The organism is Sphingobacterium corticibacter, assembly GCF_003076635.1.
In the GTDB taxonomy this organism is placed as follows: Bacteria; Bacteroidota; Bacteroidia; order Sphingobacteriales; family Sphingobacteriaceae; genus Sphingobacterium; species Sphingobacterium corticibacter.
The window spans coordinates 65,963-86,951 of sequence record NZ_QDKG01000003.1; the positions used below are offsets into that span (position 1 = coordinate 65,963).

General features: G+C 43.2%; 15 protein-coding genes. 9 read left to right on the forward strand and 6 right to left on the reverse strand.

What is annotated here, in order from left to right:
- Positions 1–214: 214 nt before the first annotated feature.
- The 3 genes from DC487_RS09105 to DC487_RS09115 all read left to right on the forward strand — a co-directional run bounded on the left by DC487_RS09105 (position 215) and on the right by DC487_RS09115 (position 3,468).
- Positions 215–1,708 carry a malate:quinone oxidoreductase gene (locus tag DC487_RS09105; RefSeq protein WP_116775669.1) on the forward strand — a complete coding sequence of 498 codons (1,494 nt, stop codon included), beginning with the start codon at positions 215–217 and terminating at the stop codon, positions 1,706–1,708.
- A gap of 79 nt (positions 1,709–1,787) precedes the next feature.
- Positions 1,788–2,405: a nicotinamide riboside transporter PnuC gene (pnuC, locus tag DC487_RS09110; RefSeq protein ID WP_116775670.1), complete on the forward strand. Its 618-nt coding sequence runs from the start codon at positions 1,788–1,790 to the stop codon at positions 2,403–2,405.
- On the forward strand, positions 2,398–3,468 hold the full coding sequence (locus DC487_RS09115) for an acyl-CoA dehydrogenase family protein (RefSeq protein WP_116775671.1): 1,071 nt from the start codon (positions 2,398–2,400) through the stop codon (positions 3,466–3,468). The genes pnuC and DC487_RS09115 overlap by 8 nt, the downstream gene beginning before the upstream one ends.
- Before the next feature lie 263 nt (positions 3,469–3,731).
- On the opposite strand, the gene DC487_RS09120 is transcribed toward DC487_RS09115, so the two are convergent.
- Both DC487_RS09120 and DC487_RS09125 read right to left on the reverse strand, forming a co-directional pair.
- Positions 3,732–4,418 (reverse strand): hypothetical protein, encoded by a 687-nt coding sequence (locus tag DC487_RS09120; protein ID WP_239016352.1) that lies wholly within the window; start codon positions 4,416–4,418, stop codon positions 3,732–3,734.
- A 70-nt stretch (positions 4,419–4,488) separates the two neighbouring features.
- Positions 4,489–5,100 carry a WbqC family protein gene (locus DC487_RS09125; RefSeq protein ID WP_116775672.1) on the reverse strand — a complete coding sequence of 204 codons (612 nt, stop codon included), beginning with the start codon at positions 5,098–5,100 and terminating at the stop codon, positions 4,489–4,491.
- An 80-nt stretch (positions 5,101–5,180) separates the two neighbouring features.
- Here DC487_RS09125 and DC487_RS09130 point away from each other — a divergent pair, with 80 nt between their 5' ends.
- The 6 genes from DC487_RS09130 (at position 5,181) to galK (ending at position 12,371) form a co-directional block, all read left to right on the forward strand.
- Positions 5,181–6,047 carry a lysophospholipid acyltransferase family protein gene (locus DC487_RS09130; protein WP_116775673.1) on the forward strand — a complete coding sequence of 289 codons (867 nt, stop codon included), beginning with the start codon at positions 5,181–5,183 and terminating at the stop codon, positions 6,045–6,047.
- Positions 6,048–7,085, forward strand: coding sequence for a glycosyltransferase family 2 protein (locus DC487_RS09135; RefSeq protein WP_116775674.1), 1,038 nt, complete (start codon positions 6,048–6,050; stop codon positions 7,083–7,085).
- 31 nt (positions 7,086–7,116) lie between these two features.
- Complete coding sequence (ligA, locus tag DC487_RS09140) at positions 7,117–9,135, forward strand: NAD-dependent DNA ligase LigA (protein ID WP_116775675.1); 2,019 nt, start codon at positions 7,117–7,119, stop codon at positions 9,133–9,135.
- An 18-nt stretch (positions 9,136–9,153) separates the two neighbouring features.
- A complete protein-coding gene (gene dapA, locus DC487_RS09145) occupies positions 9,154–10,032 on the forward strand; it encodes a 4-hydroxy-tetrahydrodipicolinate synthase (protein WP_116775676.1) in 879 nt (292 codons plus the stop codon).
- Positions 10,033–10,171: 139 nt separating this feature from the next.
- Entirely contained in the window at positions 10,172–11,221 is a 1,050-nt protein-coding gene (locus DC487_RS09150; protein WP_116775677.1) for a UDP-glucose--hexose-1-phosphate uridylyltransferase, read from the forward strand.
- Complete coding sequence (galK, locus tag DC487_RS09155; protein ID WP_116775678.1) at positions 11,214–12,371, forward strand: galactokinase; 1,158 nt, start codon at positions 11,214–11,216, stop codon at positions 12,369–12,371. Before DC487_RS09150 ends, galK begins: the two co-directional genes overlap by 8 nt.
- A gap of 75 nt (positions 12,372–12,446) precedes the next feature.
- Here galK and bglX read toward each other — a convergent pair whose 3' ends face one another.
- The 4 genes from bglX to DC487_RS09175 are packed head-to-tail and all read right to left on the reverse strand — an operon-like array spanning position 12,447 to position 20,745.
- A complete protein-coding gene (gene bglX, locus DC487_RS09160; RefSeq protein WP_116775679.1) occupies positions 12,447–14,732 on the reverse strand; it encodes a beta-glucosidase BglX in 2,286 nt (761 codons plus the stop codon).
- A 15-nt stretch (positions 14,733–14,747) separates the two neighbouring features.
- A complete protein-coding gene (locus DC487_RS09165) occupies positions 14,748–16,115 on the reverse strand; it encodes a glucoamylase family protein (protein ID WP_116775680.1) in 1,368 nt (455 codons plus the stop codon).
- 35 nt (positions 16,116–16,150) lie between these two features.
- Positions 16,151–17,686 carry a RagB/SusD family nutrient uptake outer membrane protein gene (locus DC487_RS09170; RefSeq protein WP_116776042.1) on the reverse strand — a complete coding sequence of 512 codons (1,536 nt, stop codon included), beginning with the start codon at positions 17,684–17,686 and terminating at the stop codon, positions 16,151–16,153.
- A gap of 23 nt (positions 17,687–17,709) precedes the next feature.
- Positions 17,710–20,745 carry a SusC/RagA family TonB-linked outer membrane protein gene (locus DC487_RS09175; protein ID WP_116775681.1) on the reverse strand — a complete coding sequence of 1,012 codons (3,036 nt, stop codon included), beginning with the start codon at positions 20,743–20,745 and terminating at the stop codon, positions 17,710–17,712.
- Between the last annotated feature and the right edge of the window lie 244 nt (positions 20,746–20,989).

The following is a 20,989-nucleotide window of genomic DNA, read 5'->3' on the forward strand; positions in this document are numbered from 1 at the left end:
TGCAGGTGCAAAAATGTTAAATAATTGTTGTAATAACAACTTGGCATCTCAATGATCCAATTATAACTGCAATTTCCATGCTCTAATAAGGTTTAAAAGTTGGCACTGTAAGAACCAAGATGTTGGCAATTTGTTATAATTAATGAAACATTTGTGACAAATTCATTCGCAAAATCATGCCTCAAATGTTAAATTTGCATCACACAAGATTACGATGGGTAAAAAGACGACAAAGACAGAAGTAGATGTAGTGTTGATCGGCGCCGGTATCATGAGCGCGACCTTGGGAACGCTGATCCACGAGCTAAGTCCTGATATCACAATTGAGATTTTAGAACGATTGGATACGGTTGCAGCCGAAAGCTCCGACGCTTGGAATAATGCAGGCACAGGACATTCTGCCCTATGTGAACTCAACTACACACCACAACGACCAGATGGTTCTGTGGATATCAGTAAAGCGATCTCTATCGCGGAGCAGTATGAAGTGTCCAAACAGTTTTGGTCTTACTTAGTGGAACATAATGTCATCAAAAATCCAGAAGAATTCATTCGTCGTGTGCCGCATATGTCGGCCGTATTTGGTGAGAAGGATGTGCAGTTTTTGAAAACACGCTATGAAGCGCTTACGCAGCATAACCTCTTTAAAGGAATGGAATACTCAGAAGACAAATCTTTGTTAAATGATTGGATTCCATTGATGATGCAAGAGCGTGATGCCAATGAGCAGATAGCGGCTACTAAAATGGATATTGGCACCGACGTGAACTTCGGTACTTTGACGCGAGATCTGATCTCTTATTTAGATAAAAAGGAAAATATCAACCTTTCTACAGGCAACGAAGTAAAAGATATCGAACGCTTGCCTGATGGTAGATGGCAGGTAGAGACCAAAGATCTTAAAACGGGTGCTAGAAAAAATATTCAAGCAAAATTCGTATTTATTGGTGCTGGTGGGCATTCCTTATTGCTGTTAGAAAAATCAGGCATTCCAGAATCCAAAGGTTATGGCGGATTTCCGGTAGGCGGACAATGGTTACGTTGTACCAACGAAGAAGTAATAGCCCAGCATCACGCGAAAGTATATGGAAAAGCTTCGGTAGGAGCGCCGCCTATGTCTGTACCACACTTGGATACGCGCTATATTGATGGCAAACAAGCTTTATTGTTTGGTCCTTATGCTGGATTCTCTACTAAATTTTTGAAAAAAGGTTCTTACTTTGATCTTCCTGCCTCGATCAAGTTGTCAAATATTCGTCCGATGCTTTCTGCGGGATTAGATAATCTACCGTTGACCAAATATCTTATTACAGAGGTAATGAAAAAACCAAAAGATAAGTTGGATGCCTTGAAGCAATTCATGCCGACGGCGAAGATGGAAGATTGGGAGATTGAAAAGGCCGGTCAACGCGTTCAAGTGATTAAGAAACATCCTGTTCACGGAGGAATTTTAGAATTCGGGACAGAAGTAGTTTCGAGCGCCGACGGATCCATCGCGGCTCTTTTGGGAGCTTCTCCAGGTGCTTCTACATCCGTAGCAGTAATGATTAACCTCTTGAAAAGATGTTTTCCAGATCGTGCGAAAGGAGATTCGTACAGAAGTAAACTGCGGACGATGATCCCATCGTGGGGCAAAAATCTAAATGATGATGCAGAGCTTTGTGCCAGCACTAGAAAATGGACGCACGATACCTTGAAGCTTAATTAAACATTGACATACATTATAGAGAGCCTGCTAGTCAGGCTCTTTTTATATACTCGAAAAATACCACCGCTACCGAACATAAATGGATATTGTCACCTTCACCACATCCTTAGCGCAAGCATTTGAGCAAACATCGTGGATAGAGCGATTGTCGGTGCTATTTGGCATCTGCCAAGTGCTATTGTCCAAAAACAATAAGATCGCGAATTACCCTGTCGGTATTATTGGTATTGTGCTGGGAATGGCGGCGCTTTATGGTGCAAAGTTGTATGCCGAGATTCTGCTCAATGTTTACTATCTCGTGATGAGCGCCTATGGTTGGTGGTATTGGACGAGCAATCGAATCCAAACCGAACAACCTATTACCAGCGCTAATCGTCGTGATTGGGGCATCGTGATAGCGATTGTCTTGGGCGGTTTCGCATTGTTGTATGTTGCGTTGCGATCATTCACCGATTCGGATGTACCATTGTGGGATGCTTGGGTTTCTTGTACCGCGTGGGCTGGTATGTGGCTATTAGCACGCAGGAAGCTCGAAAACTGGCTCTTACTCAACTTGAGTAATCTTTTTGCGATCCCATTATTGGTGCACAAAGAACTGTATTTGTTTGCCATACTAACTACTTTTCTTTTTATTGTTGCATTTATCGGCTTCGCCAAATGGCGTCGTATCATGAAAACACAAACCACACATGCTTAGCCAAGATATCATCCATCTCATACAAGAACATCAAATTCCTGCTGCCAAAGCGGGAGTGCTGCCCGATGTGATCTTACAGAAAATCAGGGAAAATAGCTGGTTTGATCTTTGGGTGCCAAAGGAATATGGTGGATTGGAGCAGTCCTTAGTCGAGGGATGTCGATTGCTGGAGTCATTGGCGTATTGGGATGGATCCTTGGGCTGGACAGTCACGCTGTGCGCTGGTGCCAATATGTTTGCCGGATTTATTGATGCTGCTACCGCAAATGCTTTATTCAGTACAGGCAATGTTTGTTTTGGTGGGAGCGGACGCGCATCTGGAAAAGCCATCCAAGTAGCAGACGGCTACCGATTAACAGGTAGATGGTCTTATGCGACTGGCGCACCACATCTTACACATTTTACCTGCAATGCCGTTGTGATTGATGGTGAAAAGGAATTTTCTGGGAAACCAGAAGTCATAAAGTCGTTTTTTGTCCCGCGAGATCAGGTTTTGATTGAGCCCGATTGGCAAACATTTGGATTAGAAACGACGGCTAGTCACAGCTTTACCATACAAGATGTCTTTGTGCCTTCCGAGAATAGTTTTGAGCTTAATCCGACTTATGCTACGTACCCTGGCAAACTATTTCAATATCCATTTCAGCCCTTTGCGGAATGCACGCTGTTTGTCAATTATTTGGGTATGTACGCACGCTATACCGATTTGGTACAGAAAAATTTCTATCTACGTGCGAAGCATACCGAATGGCAGGATAAACATGGGAAGTTATTTTTTAAGCAATTAAACATCGCACAGCAGTTAGCAGTAAATACGAGGCAAACTTTGTATGATTTAATGGTACAAAGTTGGAGCAGTTTACTGCAGAGTAGGGAAAAGGATAATGTGGTTATCTATGAAAAGATTGGTAGGCTAACACGACAAAGTTTAAGTGCTATGAGATCTCATCTACTAGATCTGCATGTAAAATGTGGTATCGAGGCCGCTCAGTTAGATTCAGAGCTGAATATCGTGTTCCGTAATTTCTTTACGGCTACGCAGCACGCACTGCTTCAATCTTAGGCAAAAAAAAACTTAAACCGATTGGCTTAAGCAACTTAAATAAAACACCACTGGAGATATAGAAAACTAATCTTCCAGTGGATTTACGTCATCTCCATCGTACAACCATTCCATGGGTTGAATCGGTTCTTGAAATTCTAATTCTTCGTCTTTAATCATGATATTTATATTTTAATTAATTTAAAGATAGTTATTCTATGTTTAATAATTATCACATTGTTGTTATTTTATTGTTAATCAATTATCGTTACAGCATGCTATTCTTAATCCTTGGGCTTGATAACTTGGACCATGCGATCGCTGAAGCTAGTTATGTCAGATTTCAAACCTACCATCACGGTTAGTACGTTAACGGGATTCCCCTGTATATTTCTGAAATGATGCATGTAATCTAATTCCAATCCAAGATAAAAACCTCGGAACTTATAATCTGACCCAATACCAAATTTAACCGCTGGCGAAAAGCTATAAATTTTTTCCATTCGCGTACGATCATTGCCAATATCATTAATCCGAGATTCCACATCCATCGCAAAGGCCGGTCCTGCGTAAGCATATGTATTGAGTCGATTTACTTGTTTCCGCATACCACCAGCCAAGCTAAGTGCATATATGGTCGCTTGGCCATTCTCCAACGTCCTATTGTAGTTGGGATCATTTTCTAGCTGGTTATAATTAAATCCTAGCGTAAACAATGTTGGTATTAGAAAATATTTGGGATTACGCAAAGCAATATCTAGACCGATACTTCCCGAAAAAGCTTGCGATGAAAGTGCATCTTTAGTCTTACCTAACGGGAAAGCCAAACCAGTACCACCAAAATAATAGATCTTATTATAGTGTAATGTATCTGGGCCGGTATAAAAAATAGTGGTCGTATCGGCATCCGTCTGCGCGCTAGCCTGAGCTACCCATAGCACAGCTAGTAAAAATAGGACTAATCTTTTCATGAAAATCTGCTTATGAAACAGATAACATGAAATGGGGAATAAAGTTTGAGTTAAATACGCAATTAATTTTTTACAGATAAGACCTCGATTGAGGACCTTGGTTGAACAACAAATCAATGATGCTCAGATCTGGAACAAAGCCTGTTTTGTCCTCAAACACCTGATAATAAGGATTTGGATCTGTCATTAAACTTGGTTTCTGCGGTTTAGCATCTTTACGCCAGTCTATTGCTGCATCAATATTCTTCATGAAACTCTCAGACAAGATCACCTCGCGGTTGATTTTTAGTAATTTCAACAGCAGCTCGAGTTGCGCCATATTGTAATCCAACAGAAACTCGAATTGTTCGGTGTAGAAACGATTGAAATCATCCTCATAATACTCAAAGTAAGCAGAACTACGATAAGCCGTCTCGATGCTAAGCCAATGTAGACGCTGCCAAGGATGATCGTAATTAATGCGTATATCTTTCACCGGAACATGCATTTTTTTGCCATGTACTATAGGAACAATCAGATCCAATCCTCCGTTTGCCGTGCCGATACGCGTTCGCGTCCGGTACGTTTGTTTAGGGAAATGCTCGTGTTGTTCGATACAAATGCTTCCTTTATGCTGGTAAATCGCCTGAAAATAAGATACATTCGGCAGGTAAAAGGAAGGCAATAGTAATTGTTCTGTCATCGCTATAAATATCCAGTGTCAAGATGGCACAAAAGTAAGTTTATTTGAGGATATTTGCAGCTTAATCTACGGACGACTTGATGAAAGAAAGAATATTGACGCTTATTTTGTACGTTATTTCCTTGCTTCCATTTTGGGTGCTCTATCGCATTTCAGACCTGTTGTTTGTGCTGATCTATTATGTATTTGGCTATCGTAAGAAGGTCGTGTTAGAAAATTTGCGCAACTCTTTCCCAGAGAAATCGGAGATAGAAATTCAACAGATTGCACGTCGGTTCTTTCGTCATTTGCCAGATATCATCGTAGAAGCGGTAAAGGGTAAAAGTATTTCACGCAAGCAAGTACTTGAGCGAGTAGAATTGCTAAATCCTGAAGAAGTGTATCGACATTTTGAGCAGGGCCGTGGTGTTATGGGTGTCACAGCACATTACGCCAATTGGGAGTTGGGTATTCATCGTCTATCGTTAATGACTGAATTTCCTCGTTTAGTAATCTACAAGCCCTTATCCGATAAAGCCTTTGGTGGTGTGTTGAATGCGATTCGAAGCCGATTTGGCGCTACTTTAGTACCAATGAAACAGATTCTACGACATTTAGTGAAGCTGAAAAATCAGCCCCATATCTCGATGTTTGTGGCTGATCAGACGCCCGGATATCAGGATTCTGATTATTATATGGATTTTCTCGGACAAGACACCTTAGTGTTTACTGGCACAGAGCGTATTGCCAGGGCGATGGACGTGGCGGTAGTATTCTGTGAAATACGAAGAAAACCGAGACGTGGTTATTATTCATGTAAATTCACTACATTAGTAGAGCATCCTAAGGAATGTGCTGATAAAGAAATTATACACCGACATACCGCCTTTACCGAGCAAATTATACGTGATGAGCCTGCCTATTGGTTGTGGTCGCACCGTCGGTGGAAAAGAAAAAGACGACAATAAATGACAACAAATTATCCTCAAGTTGCAGTGGTGATACTGAATTGGAATGGACGCTATTTCCTCGAGAAATTTCTGCCCTCCGTCTTTAATAGTAGTTACCCTAACCTGAGTTTCGTCTTGGGAGATAATGCTTCCACGGATGATTCTGTTGCCTTCGTTCGAGAATGTTATCCTACAATAAAGATTATAGAAAACGGAAGTAATAAAGGCTTTGCCGGAGGATATAATGCGGTATTAGAGCAGGTCGATGCAGACTATTTCGTATTGCTCAACTCGGATGTAGAAGTGACCGAAAAATGGATCGAACCGGTGATTGAGATGCTGGAGCGTAATGCTAATATGGCGGCTGCACAACCCAAAATTCGTGCTTTGCACGAGCGTTCAAAATTTGAACATGCTGGTGCTTCTGGTGGTTTTATCGATGCCTATGGCTACCCGTTTTGTCGTGGCCGAATCTTGTCGCATACCGAAGAAGATACAGGGCAATATGATAATTCGATAGATGTATTTTGGGCAACAGGAGCAGCATTATTTATAAAAGCTGATGCTTGGCGTGCCTCTGGCGGTTTTGATGCTGATTTCTTCGCGCATATGGAAGAGATTGATTTGTGTTGGCGGTTGAAGCGCATGGGGTTTCGTATCGGAGTTTGTCCGAGTTCTGTGGTATATCACGTAGGCGGCGGCACGCTGAATGCAAGTAATCCCAAAAAAACCTTTCTGAACTTTCGCAATAATTTGATGATGTTGCAGAAGAATTTGCCATTCTGGACAGCCTGCCGCGTGATTTTTGTACGTTTATGGTTGGATTTGTTTGCTTTAATACAATTTCTACTGAAAGGAAAATTCGGCGATGCTTGGGCGATTAGTCGGGCGCATCAAGAATTCTTTTGGTACTTCTTTCGCACGGCCTCCAAACGAAAAAAACTACTTGGTCCGTTTTTTGAACATGGAATATACAAAGGGTTGATCGTTTCGGCTTATTATTTCGGTGATAAAAAGAAGTTTTCCAGTTTGTCCAGTAAAGACTTCATTCGGTAGAATTCCTATTTATTTTGTATTTTCGTTGTCTATGTCGATGGATGTGAAACAACAGATTGCAGCGCTTACTGCAACGCTTAACGAATACAATTACCAATATTATGTGTTGGCCAATTCGGAGATTTCTGATTTTGATTTCGATCAAAAACTAGCTGAATTAGACCGCTTAGAGCGAGAGCATCCCGAATATTTAGACCCTAACTCACCGACCCAAAAAGTAGGCGGAGATATTACCAGTAAATTTGAAACTGTGCCGCATCGTTGGCCAATGCTGTCATTGGGCAATACCTATAATGAACAGGAATTGAAGGAATTTGATGCGCGTGTGCGAAAAGCTGTCGGAGACAACGTTTCTTATGTGTGCGAACTAAAGTTTGATGGCTTGTCGATTGCTATCACGTATGAAAATGGACAGATGCAACGTGCGGTAACGCGTGGCGATGGTTTGAAAGGGGATAACGTGACCGAGAATGTGAAAACAATTCGGCGTGTGCCACATCAGGTCAAGGCCAAAGGTTATCCAGATTCCTTTGAGATTCGTGGCGAAATATTGATGCATAAATCTGCCTTCCTCCGCCTCAATAAAGAGCGAGAGGAAAAAGGAGAAGTGACTTATGCCAATCCGCGAAACTTCGCATCAGGTACGATCAAGTTACAAGATCCAAAGGAAGTTGCCAAGCGCCCCTTAGATTGTTTCCTTTATTTTCTATACGCCGATAATCGGAGCAAATTATTTAAAACCCACTGGGAAAGTCTAGAAGCCGCAAAAGCTTGGGGTTTTCATGTTTCCGAGCATTCTAAACTGTGTCACTCTATCAATGAGGTGCTGAATTTCATTCATTACTGGGATACCGAAAGACATAATCTGACATACGATATCGATGGTATCGTGATTAAGGTGAATGATTACGCGCTGCAAGAGGAGCTTGGCTTCACTGCCAAATCGCCTCGCTGGGCTATTTCGTATAAATATCAAGCGGAACGTGCCGAAAGTATTTTGAAATTTGTGAGTTATCAGGTCGGTCGTACGGGTGCCGTTACGCCAGTAGCGAATCTAGAACCCGTATTATTGGCTGGAACAACGGTCAAGCGTGCTTCATTGCATAATGCCAATGAGATTCAGCGTTTAGATCTACACGAAGGCGATTCCGTTTACGTGGAGAAAGGTGGCGAGATCATTCCTAAAATCATGGGCGTGATTACGGAGAAGCGTTTGTCTGGCTCGAAAGCCATACATTATCCCACGCATTGTCCAGAATGTAATACCGAGTTGGTACGGCAAGAAGGCGAGGCGGTGCATTATTGTCCTAATCATGCTACTTGTCGTCCGCAGATTGTGGGCGGTATGCAACATTTTATCGGGCGCAAAATGATGGATATTCAAGGGCTTGGAAAAGAAACGGTGGAAGCGTTGTACAACAAAGGTTTGGTGAGCAAAATATCCGACTTATATACCTTGGCCGATCGCACAGAAGATTTGCTCACGATGGAACGCTTCGGGCAGAAATCCATCGACAATATGTTGCAAGGTTTGCAGGAATCTTGCCAAAAGCCGTTTGAAAAGGTATTATTTGCCTTAGGAATCCGCCATGTGGGCGAAACAGTTGCTAGAAAGTTGGCGCAACATTTCAAGTCGATCGATCAATTAGCGGCAGCCTCTTTAGAAGAAATAGCAGCCGTTTCCGATATCGGTGAGCGTATTGCCGAAAGTGTCTATGTTTATTTGCATACGGAGGCCAATTTGGAAGAATTAGAACGCTTGAAAAGGGCTGGTCTTCAATTTGTTGTCGAGGAAAAAGAAGTTGTATTGGCTGGAGATCATTTATCTGGCAAAACTTTCTTAATTTCGGGCGTCTTTGCAGATCATAGTCGTGAAGAGCTAACGGCCATTATCGAATCGCACGGTGGGCGAATGTTGAGTAGCATATCGGCTAAGTTGGATTACTTAGTAGCCGGCGATAAGATGGGGCCAGCAAAATTGGCGAAAGCCGAAAAATTAAAAGTTCCGATTATTTCGGATCAGGAATTGTTTCAAATAATTAATCAGTAATAACAGTATATACAGATAATGAGAGAATTACATGGAGCGGGAGTCGCATTAGTGACACCATTTCACAGCGACGGATCGATTGACTTTGAATCTTTAGCAAAGTTGATTGAACATCAGATAGCGGGCGGAATGGATTATCTGGTTTCTTTAGGTACAACAGGCGAAGTAGCCACATTGAATAAGGAAGAGAAATACGCCGTTTGGGAATTTACAGCCAAGCAGGTTGCTGGTCGAGTGCCGCTAGTCGCTGGTATTGGTGGAAATAATACAGCGGAAGTAGTAGCAGCCATTGCTAGCTTTGATGTATCCGGTTATTGTGCCATCTTATCTGTTTCTCCATATTATAGTAAACCGACGCAAGAAGGGATTTACCAACATTATAAAGCGATTGCTGAAGCAAGTAAATTGCCGATTATTCTATACAATGTACCATCAAGAACAGGTAGCAGCATTTCACCAGCTACTACGATTAGATTAGCGGAAGATTTTTCAAATATCGTAGCTACCAAAGAAGCTTCGGGTAGTTTTGCGCAGTTTAGTGAAATCATGCGCGACAAGCCAGCTGATTTCTTGTTAATCTCTGGTGATGACCCGATAACTTTACCGATGATGGCTTTGGGCGCTGTTGGCTTAATCTCGGTGGTAGCCAATGCCTATCCAAAGCAAATTGCTGATGTTGTGCATACTTGTGCGGCTGGAGATTACGCCGGTGCGCGTGCTACGCACAGTAGCTTGTTAGAAATCACGGATCTGTGCTTTGTAGATGCCAATCCATGTGGCGTGAAGTACATTTTACAAGAAATGAATATCGGTACAGATCACGTTCGATTGCCTTTGGTACCTGCGAGAGATGTGACCAAAGAAGCTATCAGACGCAGCATGTCTGCCTTAGTATAACCAAACAAAAGCCTATCACTAAAATAGTGATAGGCTTTTGTTTGGTGAAAAATTAAAAGTGTTAATTTAACACTTTTAATTTTTTTTAGTACCTTTCGACCAATATTTTACTTTTATAAAGTACTAACCACATTTATCTATGCTAAATTTTTCAGACCATCCGCATACGCGTCTTAATATTCTGACCGGCGAAAAGGTGTTAGTGTCTCCGCATCGAAGTAAGCGCCCTTGGCAAGGACAGGTAGAAGACCTGGTGCTAGAGCAACGGCCTGCATATGATCCTGAATGCTATCTTTGCCCGGGGAATAAACGGGCTGATGGTACAATCAACCCAGATTACACTGATAGTTTTGTTTTTGTCAATGATTTTTCCGCTTTACTTCAAGACACGCCAAACGAGCAGTATAATGATTCAGATCTGTTGCAAGCCGAAAGCGAGCGCGGTATTTGTAAAGTGATCGCTTTTAGTCCTCGTCACGATCTGACGCTTCCTGAAATGGATCAAAAAGCCATTGAAGCGGTGGTGGATTTGTGGCAACAAGAATTTACAGACCTTGCCAAAAATGACTGGATCAAATACATTCAGATTTTTGAAAATAAAGGCGCTATCATGGGTTGTAGCAATCCGCATCCGCATGGACAGATTTGGGCGCAGGGCAATGTGCCGGTAGAAGTAGAGAAAGAAGACGCACAGCAGAAAAATTACTTCGCAAAGCATAGCAAATCCTTGTTGTCTGCGTATGTAGACCTAGAATTGCAAAAACAAGAGCGTATCATTATTGATAATGCGCACTTTGTAGCGCTAGTGCCTTTTTGGGCAGCATGGCCTTATGAAACAATGATAGTAAGCAAGCGTCATGTTATCGACATCACGGAATTTACGACAGTAGAAAAAGCTGATTTGGCGAAGACATTGCAAGAACTGACGATCCGTTACGACAATATATTTAATACCTCTTTTCCGTATTCTGCCGGTATGCATCAGGCATCAGTCAATAATGGTGATCAATCGCATTGGCACTGGCATATGCATTTTTATCCACCATTGCTACGTTCGGCTACGGTCAAGAAATTCATGGTTGGCTATGAAATGATGGCCAATCCGCAGCGCGATATCACACCAGAATTTGCGGCAGATTTATTAAAGAAACAATCTACTATACATTACAAAACACGTCAAGATGGGTAAGGAGAATATATTAACGGATAGGTATCAAGCGCTTTTTGGCAATAAGCCGGATTTGATGGCCAAATCACCGGGACGCATTAATCTTATTGGAGAGCATACCGATTACAATGAAGGTTTTGTGTTGCCTACGGCAATCGATAAAGCTATTTATGTAGCGGTGGAGGCGCGCGACGATGACAAGATTGTGCTGTATGCCGAAGACTTTTCAGAGTATTACGAATCTACAGTAGATACAGTTAGCCCGTCCGATAAAGGCTGGCCAAACTATATCTTAGGCGTGGTAGATCAATTAAATAAGCTGAACTTAGCTGTCAAGGGATTTAACTTATATGTGGATGGCGATGTGCCATTGGGTGCGGGTTTATCCTCTTCTGCCGCTGTTGAATGTGCGACTGGTTTTGCTTTGAACGAACTTTTTCATTTCGGCTTGAGCCGACAAGAGATTGCTAAAATTGGTCAAATGGCCGAGCATACTTTCGCTGGCGTGAAATGCGGCATTATGGATCAATTTGCATCTGTGCTGAGTAAAGAAGATTTTGTAATCAAATTAGATTGCCGCTCACTCGAGTATGAGCATGTGCCGTTGCTATTGGGAGATTATGAGTTGGTGCTGTTCAACACCAATGTGAAACACTCCTTAGCTTCTTCTGCGTACAATGATCGTCGAAATTCCTGCGAGCAAGGAGTAGCTTGGTTGCAAGAAGCATATCCTGAAGTGCTGAGCTTACGCGACGCGACGGTAGACATGTTGGAAGCGGTGGTAGAACCGAAGGACGAAGAAGTATTTACCAAATGTAAATATGTGGTAGAGGAAAATATCCGAGTAGAGCTAGCTTGCGAAGCATTGAAATCGGGCGATATCGAGGAGCTAGGCCGCCAAATGTTCGTAGCGCATGATGCGATTAGTAAAGATTATGAGGTGAGCTGTGCCGAGCTCGATTTTTTAGTGGAATATATGAAAAACCAACCCGAAGCTGTAGGAGCGAGGATGATGGGTGGTGGTTTTGGTGGTTGTACGATCAACATTGTGCAGAAAGGACACGCGGAGCGTATTGCTAAGCAAGTAGCACCAGCGTACAAAGAAGCTTTTGGCTTAGAACTAGAATCAATTTTTGTTGCAGCTTCCGGCGGATCAACTTTGTTAGGTTAACCCGAAGCATTCATACGAAATAAGCGCGGCCGATCAGATGATCGGCCGCGCTCGTTTTTATTAAGTTGGTGTGATTTACTTGTTTAAAGTGAATTTGGCAACTTGTGTATCACGGGAGTTGGTGCCCACGAATACTTCAAATTCTCCGGGTTCTGCGACCCATTCCAATTCCTGATTAAAGAATTTAAGATCTTCCTCTTGCAGGGTGAACGAGATTTTCTTCGTTTCTCCTTTTTTAATAAGTACCTTTTCAAATTTCTTCAATTCTTTGACCGGACGAGTTACTGAACCGACTAGATCACGAACGTACAATTGTACGACTTCTTCTCCGTCCCAATCACCAGAATTAGTTACATCCACCTGCACCTCGATCGTACCGCCTGCAGTCATATTAGCGGTAGAAAGTTGTGGCTGTCCGTAATCAAATTGGCTATAGCTCAAACCAAATCCAAAAGGATACAAAGGTTCGTTATCTACGTCAATATAATTCGAACGGAACTTTTCAAACCACTTTCCTTTTGCTAGTGGACGTCCTGTATTTTTCTGTGCGTAATACAGCGGAAGCTGACCTACATGTTTTGGGAAACTAGCTGGAAGTTTACCTGACGGATTCACATCGCCAAATAGCACATCCGCAACGGCTTTTCCAGTTTCTGATCCACCAAACCATACATTTATGATCGCTGGTACGGATTCACTTTCACCTACAATGGTCATCGGACGGCCCGCAAAAAGAACTAGTACGACTGGTTTTCCAGTTGCCAATAGCTTTTGTAATAAGCGCTGTTGGATTTCAGGAACGCCGATATCCACCCGACTAGAACTTTCGCCAGACATTTCAGAAGCTTCACCCAAGGCTGCGACGATTACGTCTACATCTTTGGTAGCTGCTACCGCTTCGGCCAAGATGGTTTCCTCATCACGCTCATCGCGTGGGATGGTGCGCCCAAACATCGTTGCGCGCTCTTGATAGGCAGCATCTTCTACTAAGTTTGAACCCAAGTGCGTGATGATTTCTACTTTGTTGCCCAATGCAGCACGCATGCCTTCCACCAACGAAGGTGTATTTGCATGATCGGCACTCACGCTCCAAGTTCCTGGCATGTTGCTGCCGGTATTGGCCAGTGGGCCAATGACCGCTACTTTACCCTGTTTTTTCAGAGGCAAAAGCTGGTTTTCATTTTTCAACAACACAAATGATTTGCCGGCTGCTTCTCGTGCTTTCTGCAAATGCGCTGGGGTATAGATATCCGTTTTCGCTCGTTTCGGATCGGTATTTTTGTACGGATCGTCAAATAAACCTAGTCTGTATTTCGCTTCTAATACGGCGCGACATGCTGCATCAATACGTTCTTGTTTTACGTTGCCTTCTTGCACGGATTTTTCCAAGGTAGTCAAGAATCCTTCGCCTACCATATCCATATCCATTCCTGCATTCAGTGAAAGCTTAGATACTTCTTGTAGATCTCCTAATCCGTGTTCTACCAATTCGTTAACTCCGGTATAATCGGATACTACTAAACCTTTGAAACCCCAATTTTGGCGTAATACATCAGTCAATAACCATTTATTAGCGCTGGCAGGTACACCATTGATGTCGTTGAAAGATACCATGATAGATCCTACACCCGCGTCTATCGCTGCTTTGTACGGCGGGAAATATTCGTTGTACATTCGATGCAAACTCATATCGGTGGTATTATAATCGCGTCCGCTTTCTGCCGCGCCGTACAACGCAAAATGTTTCACACAGGCCAACATGGCATCTTTCGCGCGCAGATCATCCGATTGTAGTCCACGAACCATCGCTGCCGCAATCAGACTTCCCAAATAAGGATCTTCACCACTCCCTTCGGAAATACGGCCCCAACGCGCGTCGCGACTAATATCTACCATAGGCGAGAATGCCCAATGGATTCCATCGGCCGTCGCTTCTTTGGCAGCAATACGCGCCGTTTGCTGAATCAGATCCAAGTCCCAAGAAGCCGCCAAACCTAACGGAATAGGGAAGGCGGTGCGATAACCGTGGATCACATCCATTCCGAAAATAATCGGAATCTTTAGGCGTGATTGCTTCATCGCAATTTCCTGTGCACGACGCGTTTTTTCTGGTGTGCTCAGGCTGAAAATACCGCCTATTTTTCCTTCGGCAATCTTTTGTTCCACTCCGGTGGATACGACTGAGCCTGTCACTGCTTCACCAGCAGTCACCAAGTTGAGTTGGCCGATCTTTTCTTGTAAAGTCATCTTAGACATCAAATCGTCTAAGAATCGGTTCATCTTGGTATCATTTTGCTGTGCTTGCGCCAGAAAAGGAAGCGTTAGCGCACAGATTATTAATCCAATTTTACTTTTGTTCATGTTAATCGTTTTTGCTTAGCGGATTCTAGGTGAACTGAATCCTAGCTTTTTCAATCCGGCTTTGATCTCTGGCGCTTCCATAAATAGGTTCCACAATAATCCAGAACGGTAATTCTCGATCATCACGACGATGGGACCCTGATCGATCGCCAGATAATGCTGCGGAAACCAATCTTCGGTTTCCGAATACGCATCATAAAAACCATATTTGCCCCATACTTTAGTGCCTAAAGAGTCCGTAAGATAATGAGCGAATGAAATACTTTCTTCTGGTGTGTATGGCATGGACGAAAGCGCTGCTGTTGGACTGATCACACCATGATCGTTATCCGGATGGTGGGCATCATATCCTTTTAGCGAATAGCTGGCTGTCAAGCCCCAACCTTTATCCGCACCATAGCCTTTGTAGCCTTTTGGATTTTCTTGCGCATAGGCAATATTGATTTTGGCGTGGTTGCTTGTCACATCCCAATAATTAGCGTAGCGATCTTGCAGACCTTTTGGATCTAATCCTAAATAGGAGTAGTGTGCCCAAAAAAGTGGACCGATCTCACCCGGACGGGCATTGTGCTTAATGCTCAAAGGAATATTTAGTTTTTCTGCCGAGGAACGAATCTCGCCCGAGCGTGCCCAGCCTTTATGATATACCGCTGTATCAATCGCGTGTGTGGGAGAAGAGGCTGCCAAAATGTAGGTGATCAAACCTTCGTCGTAGCCGCGAACGGGATGATTCATGCCGAAGTCTACCGTTGGACTCCAATGCCAGAAAATTACATTTTGTCCATTCGTGTAATGGTTCCAGTTTACGCCTTTCCACAATTCATCGGCGCTGCTGGCTACCGCTTGCTCTTCATCGGTTCCGTTTTTTAAGTATTCGCGAATCGTAATTAAAGATTGCGCGAGGAAGGCTGTTTCAACAATGTCGCCGCCATTATCTTTTTCGCTAAATGCCTGCACTTTCTTGGTGTCACCATGGTACCAATGTGCCCAAGCTCCTTTGAAGCGTTCAATTTCCGACAGGTAATTCATCACATGCGCTAATCTTTTTACGCCTTCTTCCCGAGTAATGAATCCTCTTTCGATTCCGGTAATGATGGCCATGAGGCCGAAACCACTGCCACCGATGGTCACTACATTTTGATCATTCTTCGGATAAATGCCATCCAAATGTATACGCTCACGCGCCATGCCTGAAGTAGGTTCAGCGCCCTCCCAGAAATATTGGAAGGTATTGCGCTGAATCTCGGTGAGCAAAGAATCATCTTTGCTACTGTGCTCTGTTTGTGTTTTATCGTCGTTGGCTTGACTACCGGTATTATTCTGGCAAGAAAAAAATAAAGTTGCCGCGAATAAGGAGAGGGTAGCTGTTGTCAGTTTCTTCATAGATTTCTAGTAATTCGCTCTTTTATGTATAGTCACTATCGTTGTTCTAGACCGACCAATTGTGGTAAAATGTCTTGCTGTGGCAGTGGATAAGGATAAAAACGACCCGAAGAAGGATACGTTCTTCCTTCGTAGTTTAGCTCCGTTGTGCGATCATGTCGGATCAGATCATAGAAACGGATACCCCATTCTGAACCGAATTCGGCAAATTTTTCTGCTAACACATTATCCAACGTTACACCGGAGATAGCGTCCAGTTTCGCACGACCACGCACTAGATTAACCGCTTCGTCCGCACTTAGGACACTACTAGAAGCACCGCTAACCAACGCCTCGGCATGCATTAATAGAACTTCCGCGTAGCGAATGACAATCATGTTTTTGTTCTCTCCATAATTTGTACGATCCTGCGTCAATTGCGTGGATGGCAAATAATGCTTGCCACTTAAGAATAAATAGCGAGGATGGTTGTTAAATACATCACCTTCACGCGTTGTATTACTTACAAATTCAGGCAGTTCCGCATGAGCCGGATCACTTTGCAAGGCTTCGATTCCACGTGGTGTAAATAATACGGTAGTCTCTAAGCGATCAGTTTCACCACGATCCAACATGAATTTGATATATTTCTGACTTGGTTCGTAGAAACCCCAACCTTGACTGGCCCCAGCACGAGCTGGCGACCAGCTACTTGGGCCATAAAAATCCCAAGGAAATCGGTACGATGTACCTGTTCCAGTTCCTAAGTCTGAATATTGGTATTCCAATAGGTTTTCGTTATTCAGCTTTCCTGGTATCTTAAATAATTGGTAGTAATCTTCCGACAAACTATACAAACCGCTACTAATAATTTCACTCGTCGCTTCAGCAACGGCTGGATAATTCTTGGCTTCCAAGTTGGCCATTGCCTTCACGGCTAAAGCCGTGTGGCGAGTAACACCACCGCGGATGTCTGTGCGTTGGTTAGGTCGCATATCGGGTAATGCGGGTACAGCTTCATCCATCAATGTGGAAATATGTGCCATCACACCGGCAAAATCCGTAGGCTCGACATTAAACATATCTGCCGGCACCGAACTTGTTGGGATTAGGATTGTTCCCCACAAACGCGCTAATTGCAGCATTTCAAATCCCTGCATTACCTTAATTTCGGCAATGTACTGCTGTGCCGTTTGCTCGGAAGCTCCAGCCTCCTGGTATTTCTGAATTTCTTCTATAGCGCCCTGCCAATTAATTAGGTCAGTGTATAGATTTAACCAAGTAGAGTTGAGCATCCAGAAATTACGATCATAACGGTAGTTGTCTGCATTGGCAAATAAGGGTTGATCACCAAGACCACCTGCATTGATATCATCTCCGCGAACGCCGATTAAAGGCACCGTTTCCCATTCCATGCTATACAAGTCATTGTATGCGCCACGTGCGAGCAATACCATGTCAGCACTTTGGGAATAATCTATTTCATCCGCGATAATCTCATTCTCCAGTGGTGCATCTAAAGAGCAGGAGCTAGTAAACCCTAGCACGAATAGCGCTAGAAAGGCACGCGGTATAGTATATATTTTTTTCATTTGAATCATTGTTTTTGTGCTACTTACAATTTAATCATCACGCCAAAAGTGTATACAGCTGGAATTGGGTACACCTCGCGGTCAATACCATCTGCCACTTCTGGGTTGAACCCGTTGTATTTGAAAATGGTCAATGGGCGTTCTGCCGTAAATGTTAAACGTGTTTCTGGCCATTTGCTCTCACTGCCAAAGAAAGTGTACGACAGACGAACATTCTGCAAACGGAAGTACGAGCCACTTTCCATAAAATAGCTGCTCATGTTTTGGTTCCAAGCACGACGTAAGCCAGATGCCGAAGGATACTGGTTGGATGTGCCTTCGCCTCTCCACATATTTTCGGCTAGATCAGCATCAATGTTGGTGTCGTTAGTGAAAATCATCTCCCCACGTTTACGATTTAGGATACTGAAGCCAGACTGCCCTTGAAATAGCGCAGAGAAATCCAATCTTTTATAACTAAGACCTATGTTTCCTCCCCAAGTAAATGTTGGCAAGTAAGATCCGAGCACCGTACGATCTAGATCATCGATCACGCCATCACCGTTGACATCACGGAAAATTAAATCACCTGGACGAAGACCATTGGCTTGAATAAATTCTTGTGTATAACCACTGTTTTGAATTTGCTGCTCATTTTGGAATACACCTGTTACATCATAGCCAAAGAAAGCTTGATAAGGCTGGCCTATGATGGAGCGCTGACGAAACTCTGCCTGTCCAGCATCCAAAAATGGCGCATCACCGAGACTACGTACCTCATTTTTCAACGTGGCAATATTACCACCAATGCTGTACGAGAAATCTTCGTTGATATTGTCCTGCCAGTTGAGGTTCATTTCAAAACCGGTATTACGGAAAGCGCCTACACTACGACGCTCCGATCCTCGAAGTACTGGTGGAATAATGTTTACCGCAAGGTTGCGCGTGTCTCTGATAAAGTAGTCTGCATTCAAAGACAAACGATTATTAAGAAACTGTGCGTCGATACCTACGTTGGTTTCTACTGTGGTTTCCCAGCTGCTGATCAAGTCAAATAGCGGATTCAGGAAGCGACCCACAACACGACCATCTCCAATCGCACCCGTGTTTTCTTGATATCTTGGGCGGCCTGCAGCAGGATTGATACCATCATTACCTAGCTGACCCCAACCACCGCGAAGTTTTAAGAAATCGATTCCCGGTACGTTGAAGAACTCTTCTTGAGATACTACCCAGCCTGCACCAATCGTCGCAAAGTGACCCCATTTCTTTTGAAACTTATTATTACCGTCACTTCTCAATGTACCATAAAGCAAGTATTTGCCATCGTAGTTGTAGGCTACCCGACCGAAGAAGGAAAGGAATTTCAAATTCGCATTTAATGTAGTTTCATTGGCATCACCAATGTCATTCAAATCAAAATCTGTTGCATTGGTAAGGTACCAAAATTGTTCTGCAGCGCGTGTTGGCGCTGGATTGATCGCGGTACCTCTAGCGAAAAGCAATTCGCTGTATTCGCTGCGATACGAATGCCCTAAAACGGCGTTTAAATTATGTTTGCCAAACTGATCATCGTAGGTCAAGAAGTTGTCCCATACCTGATCATAGCTGCTTGTATTATTTCTACGAATGGCTGATGGTACCTGAGTCACGCCATCGTTATATCCCTGATCTACGCGACGCGTATTGTTAAATGCCAGACTGTAATTGTATTGAGTACGGAATTTCAGTTTGTTTTCGATGATCGTGGCTTCTAGATTGAAGTTACCCAATACTTTGGCGATATGATTTCTAGTATCCACAAAATTTAATGGGAAAAAGGGATTTTGTACGCCTCTATAGCCCAACGATTGTGCGTTAGATAACCCTAGAGGAGTAGCTGCTGTATTTTGTGGATCAAATACAGGTAAAGTTGGCACTGCAAAATAGGAGCGGAACCAAGCGGTATTCTCACCTTCGTATTGACGGGCAGTACTTACATTAAAGTTACCACCAACCGTTAGCCAGTCACGCACACGACTATCCACCTTTGTTCTGAAATTCAGGCGGGTAAAATCATTACGCTGATCGTTTAATAAACCTTCTTGATTGAAGTAACTTCCGCCTATAGCGTAGCGTGTTTTCTCGCTACCACCACTAAAGGATAAGTTGTGGTTTTGGATCGGCGCTGGCGACATCACTTCGTTATACCAATTGGTATTGACATTAGGCAGTGCTGGATTATTTGGATCTGCACCAAAGCGGTTGATCGCGTTCTCGATAAATGCGATATCGGCAGCGCTTCCCGTTTCGTTAATATAGCGAACAAATTGCTCAGTATTGGCCATTTTTAAGACGTTTTGAGGATTTTGAATACCCCAATACCCATCGTACACGATTTCAGCTTCTTGATTGTAAGCACCTGATTTCGTTTCGATGATAATAACGCCATTGGCAGCGCGTACCCCGTAAATAGCAGCAGCAGATGCATCTTTCAACACATTGATGGTCGCAATATCGTTCGGATTTAAGAAGTCGATATTATCAAAAAACATATTGTCTACCACATACAATGGTGCTGAAGCACCTTCGGCAGAGGTAACACCACGTAAGCGAACAGTTGGCGAAGCGCCGGGTGCACCATTACTTACGATCTGCAATCCCGGTACGCGGCCTTGCAACGCCTGCATCGGCTGTGCTGCTGGTGTTTTTACAATGTCATCAGCACGTACAGTCGCGACTGCGGTGGTGAGGTTACGTTGGCGTTGTGTACCGTAACCAACCACAACAATTTCTTCCAAAGTCTGATTGCCATCTTCTAGCAATACATTTAAGACGGTGTCGCCTGCAGTGACCGTGACAGTTTTCGTTTCGTAACCTAAAAAAGAAAATGATAGTGCATCGCCGGTGGTAGCGTCGATCGTAAAACGACCCGCATCGTCTGTTTGCGAAATGGTAGATTTTCCAGAAATGCGAATGGTAGCACCGGGGATACTCATTTGCGATTGGCTGTCTTTTACTGTTCCCCGTATGGTGGTTTGGCCATACACTAGAAGGCTGCTGTATAAAAACAGCAAGGAGAGTAAGAGTGACTTCCTCATAGATAGTGTGTAATTAGAATAAGTGATTTAATTTATAATGGCTTCGATATTTATGTCCCAATCATCATATGTAGCCGAGGACATAACAAATATCAGTATATAAGGTTTGGTCGGGGAATTTTGCACTAGCACATCATTACTACGCCAGTGAGATAGTTCCTTTGGATATTAGTTTATAAATCTAAATATCTATATACTAAGATCTTAATGTTTGTTCCAAAACCAAAACTGTCTACAAAAAATA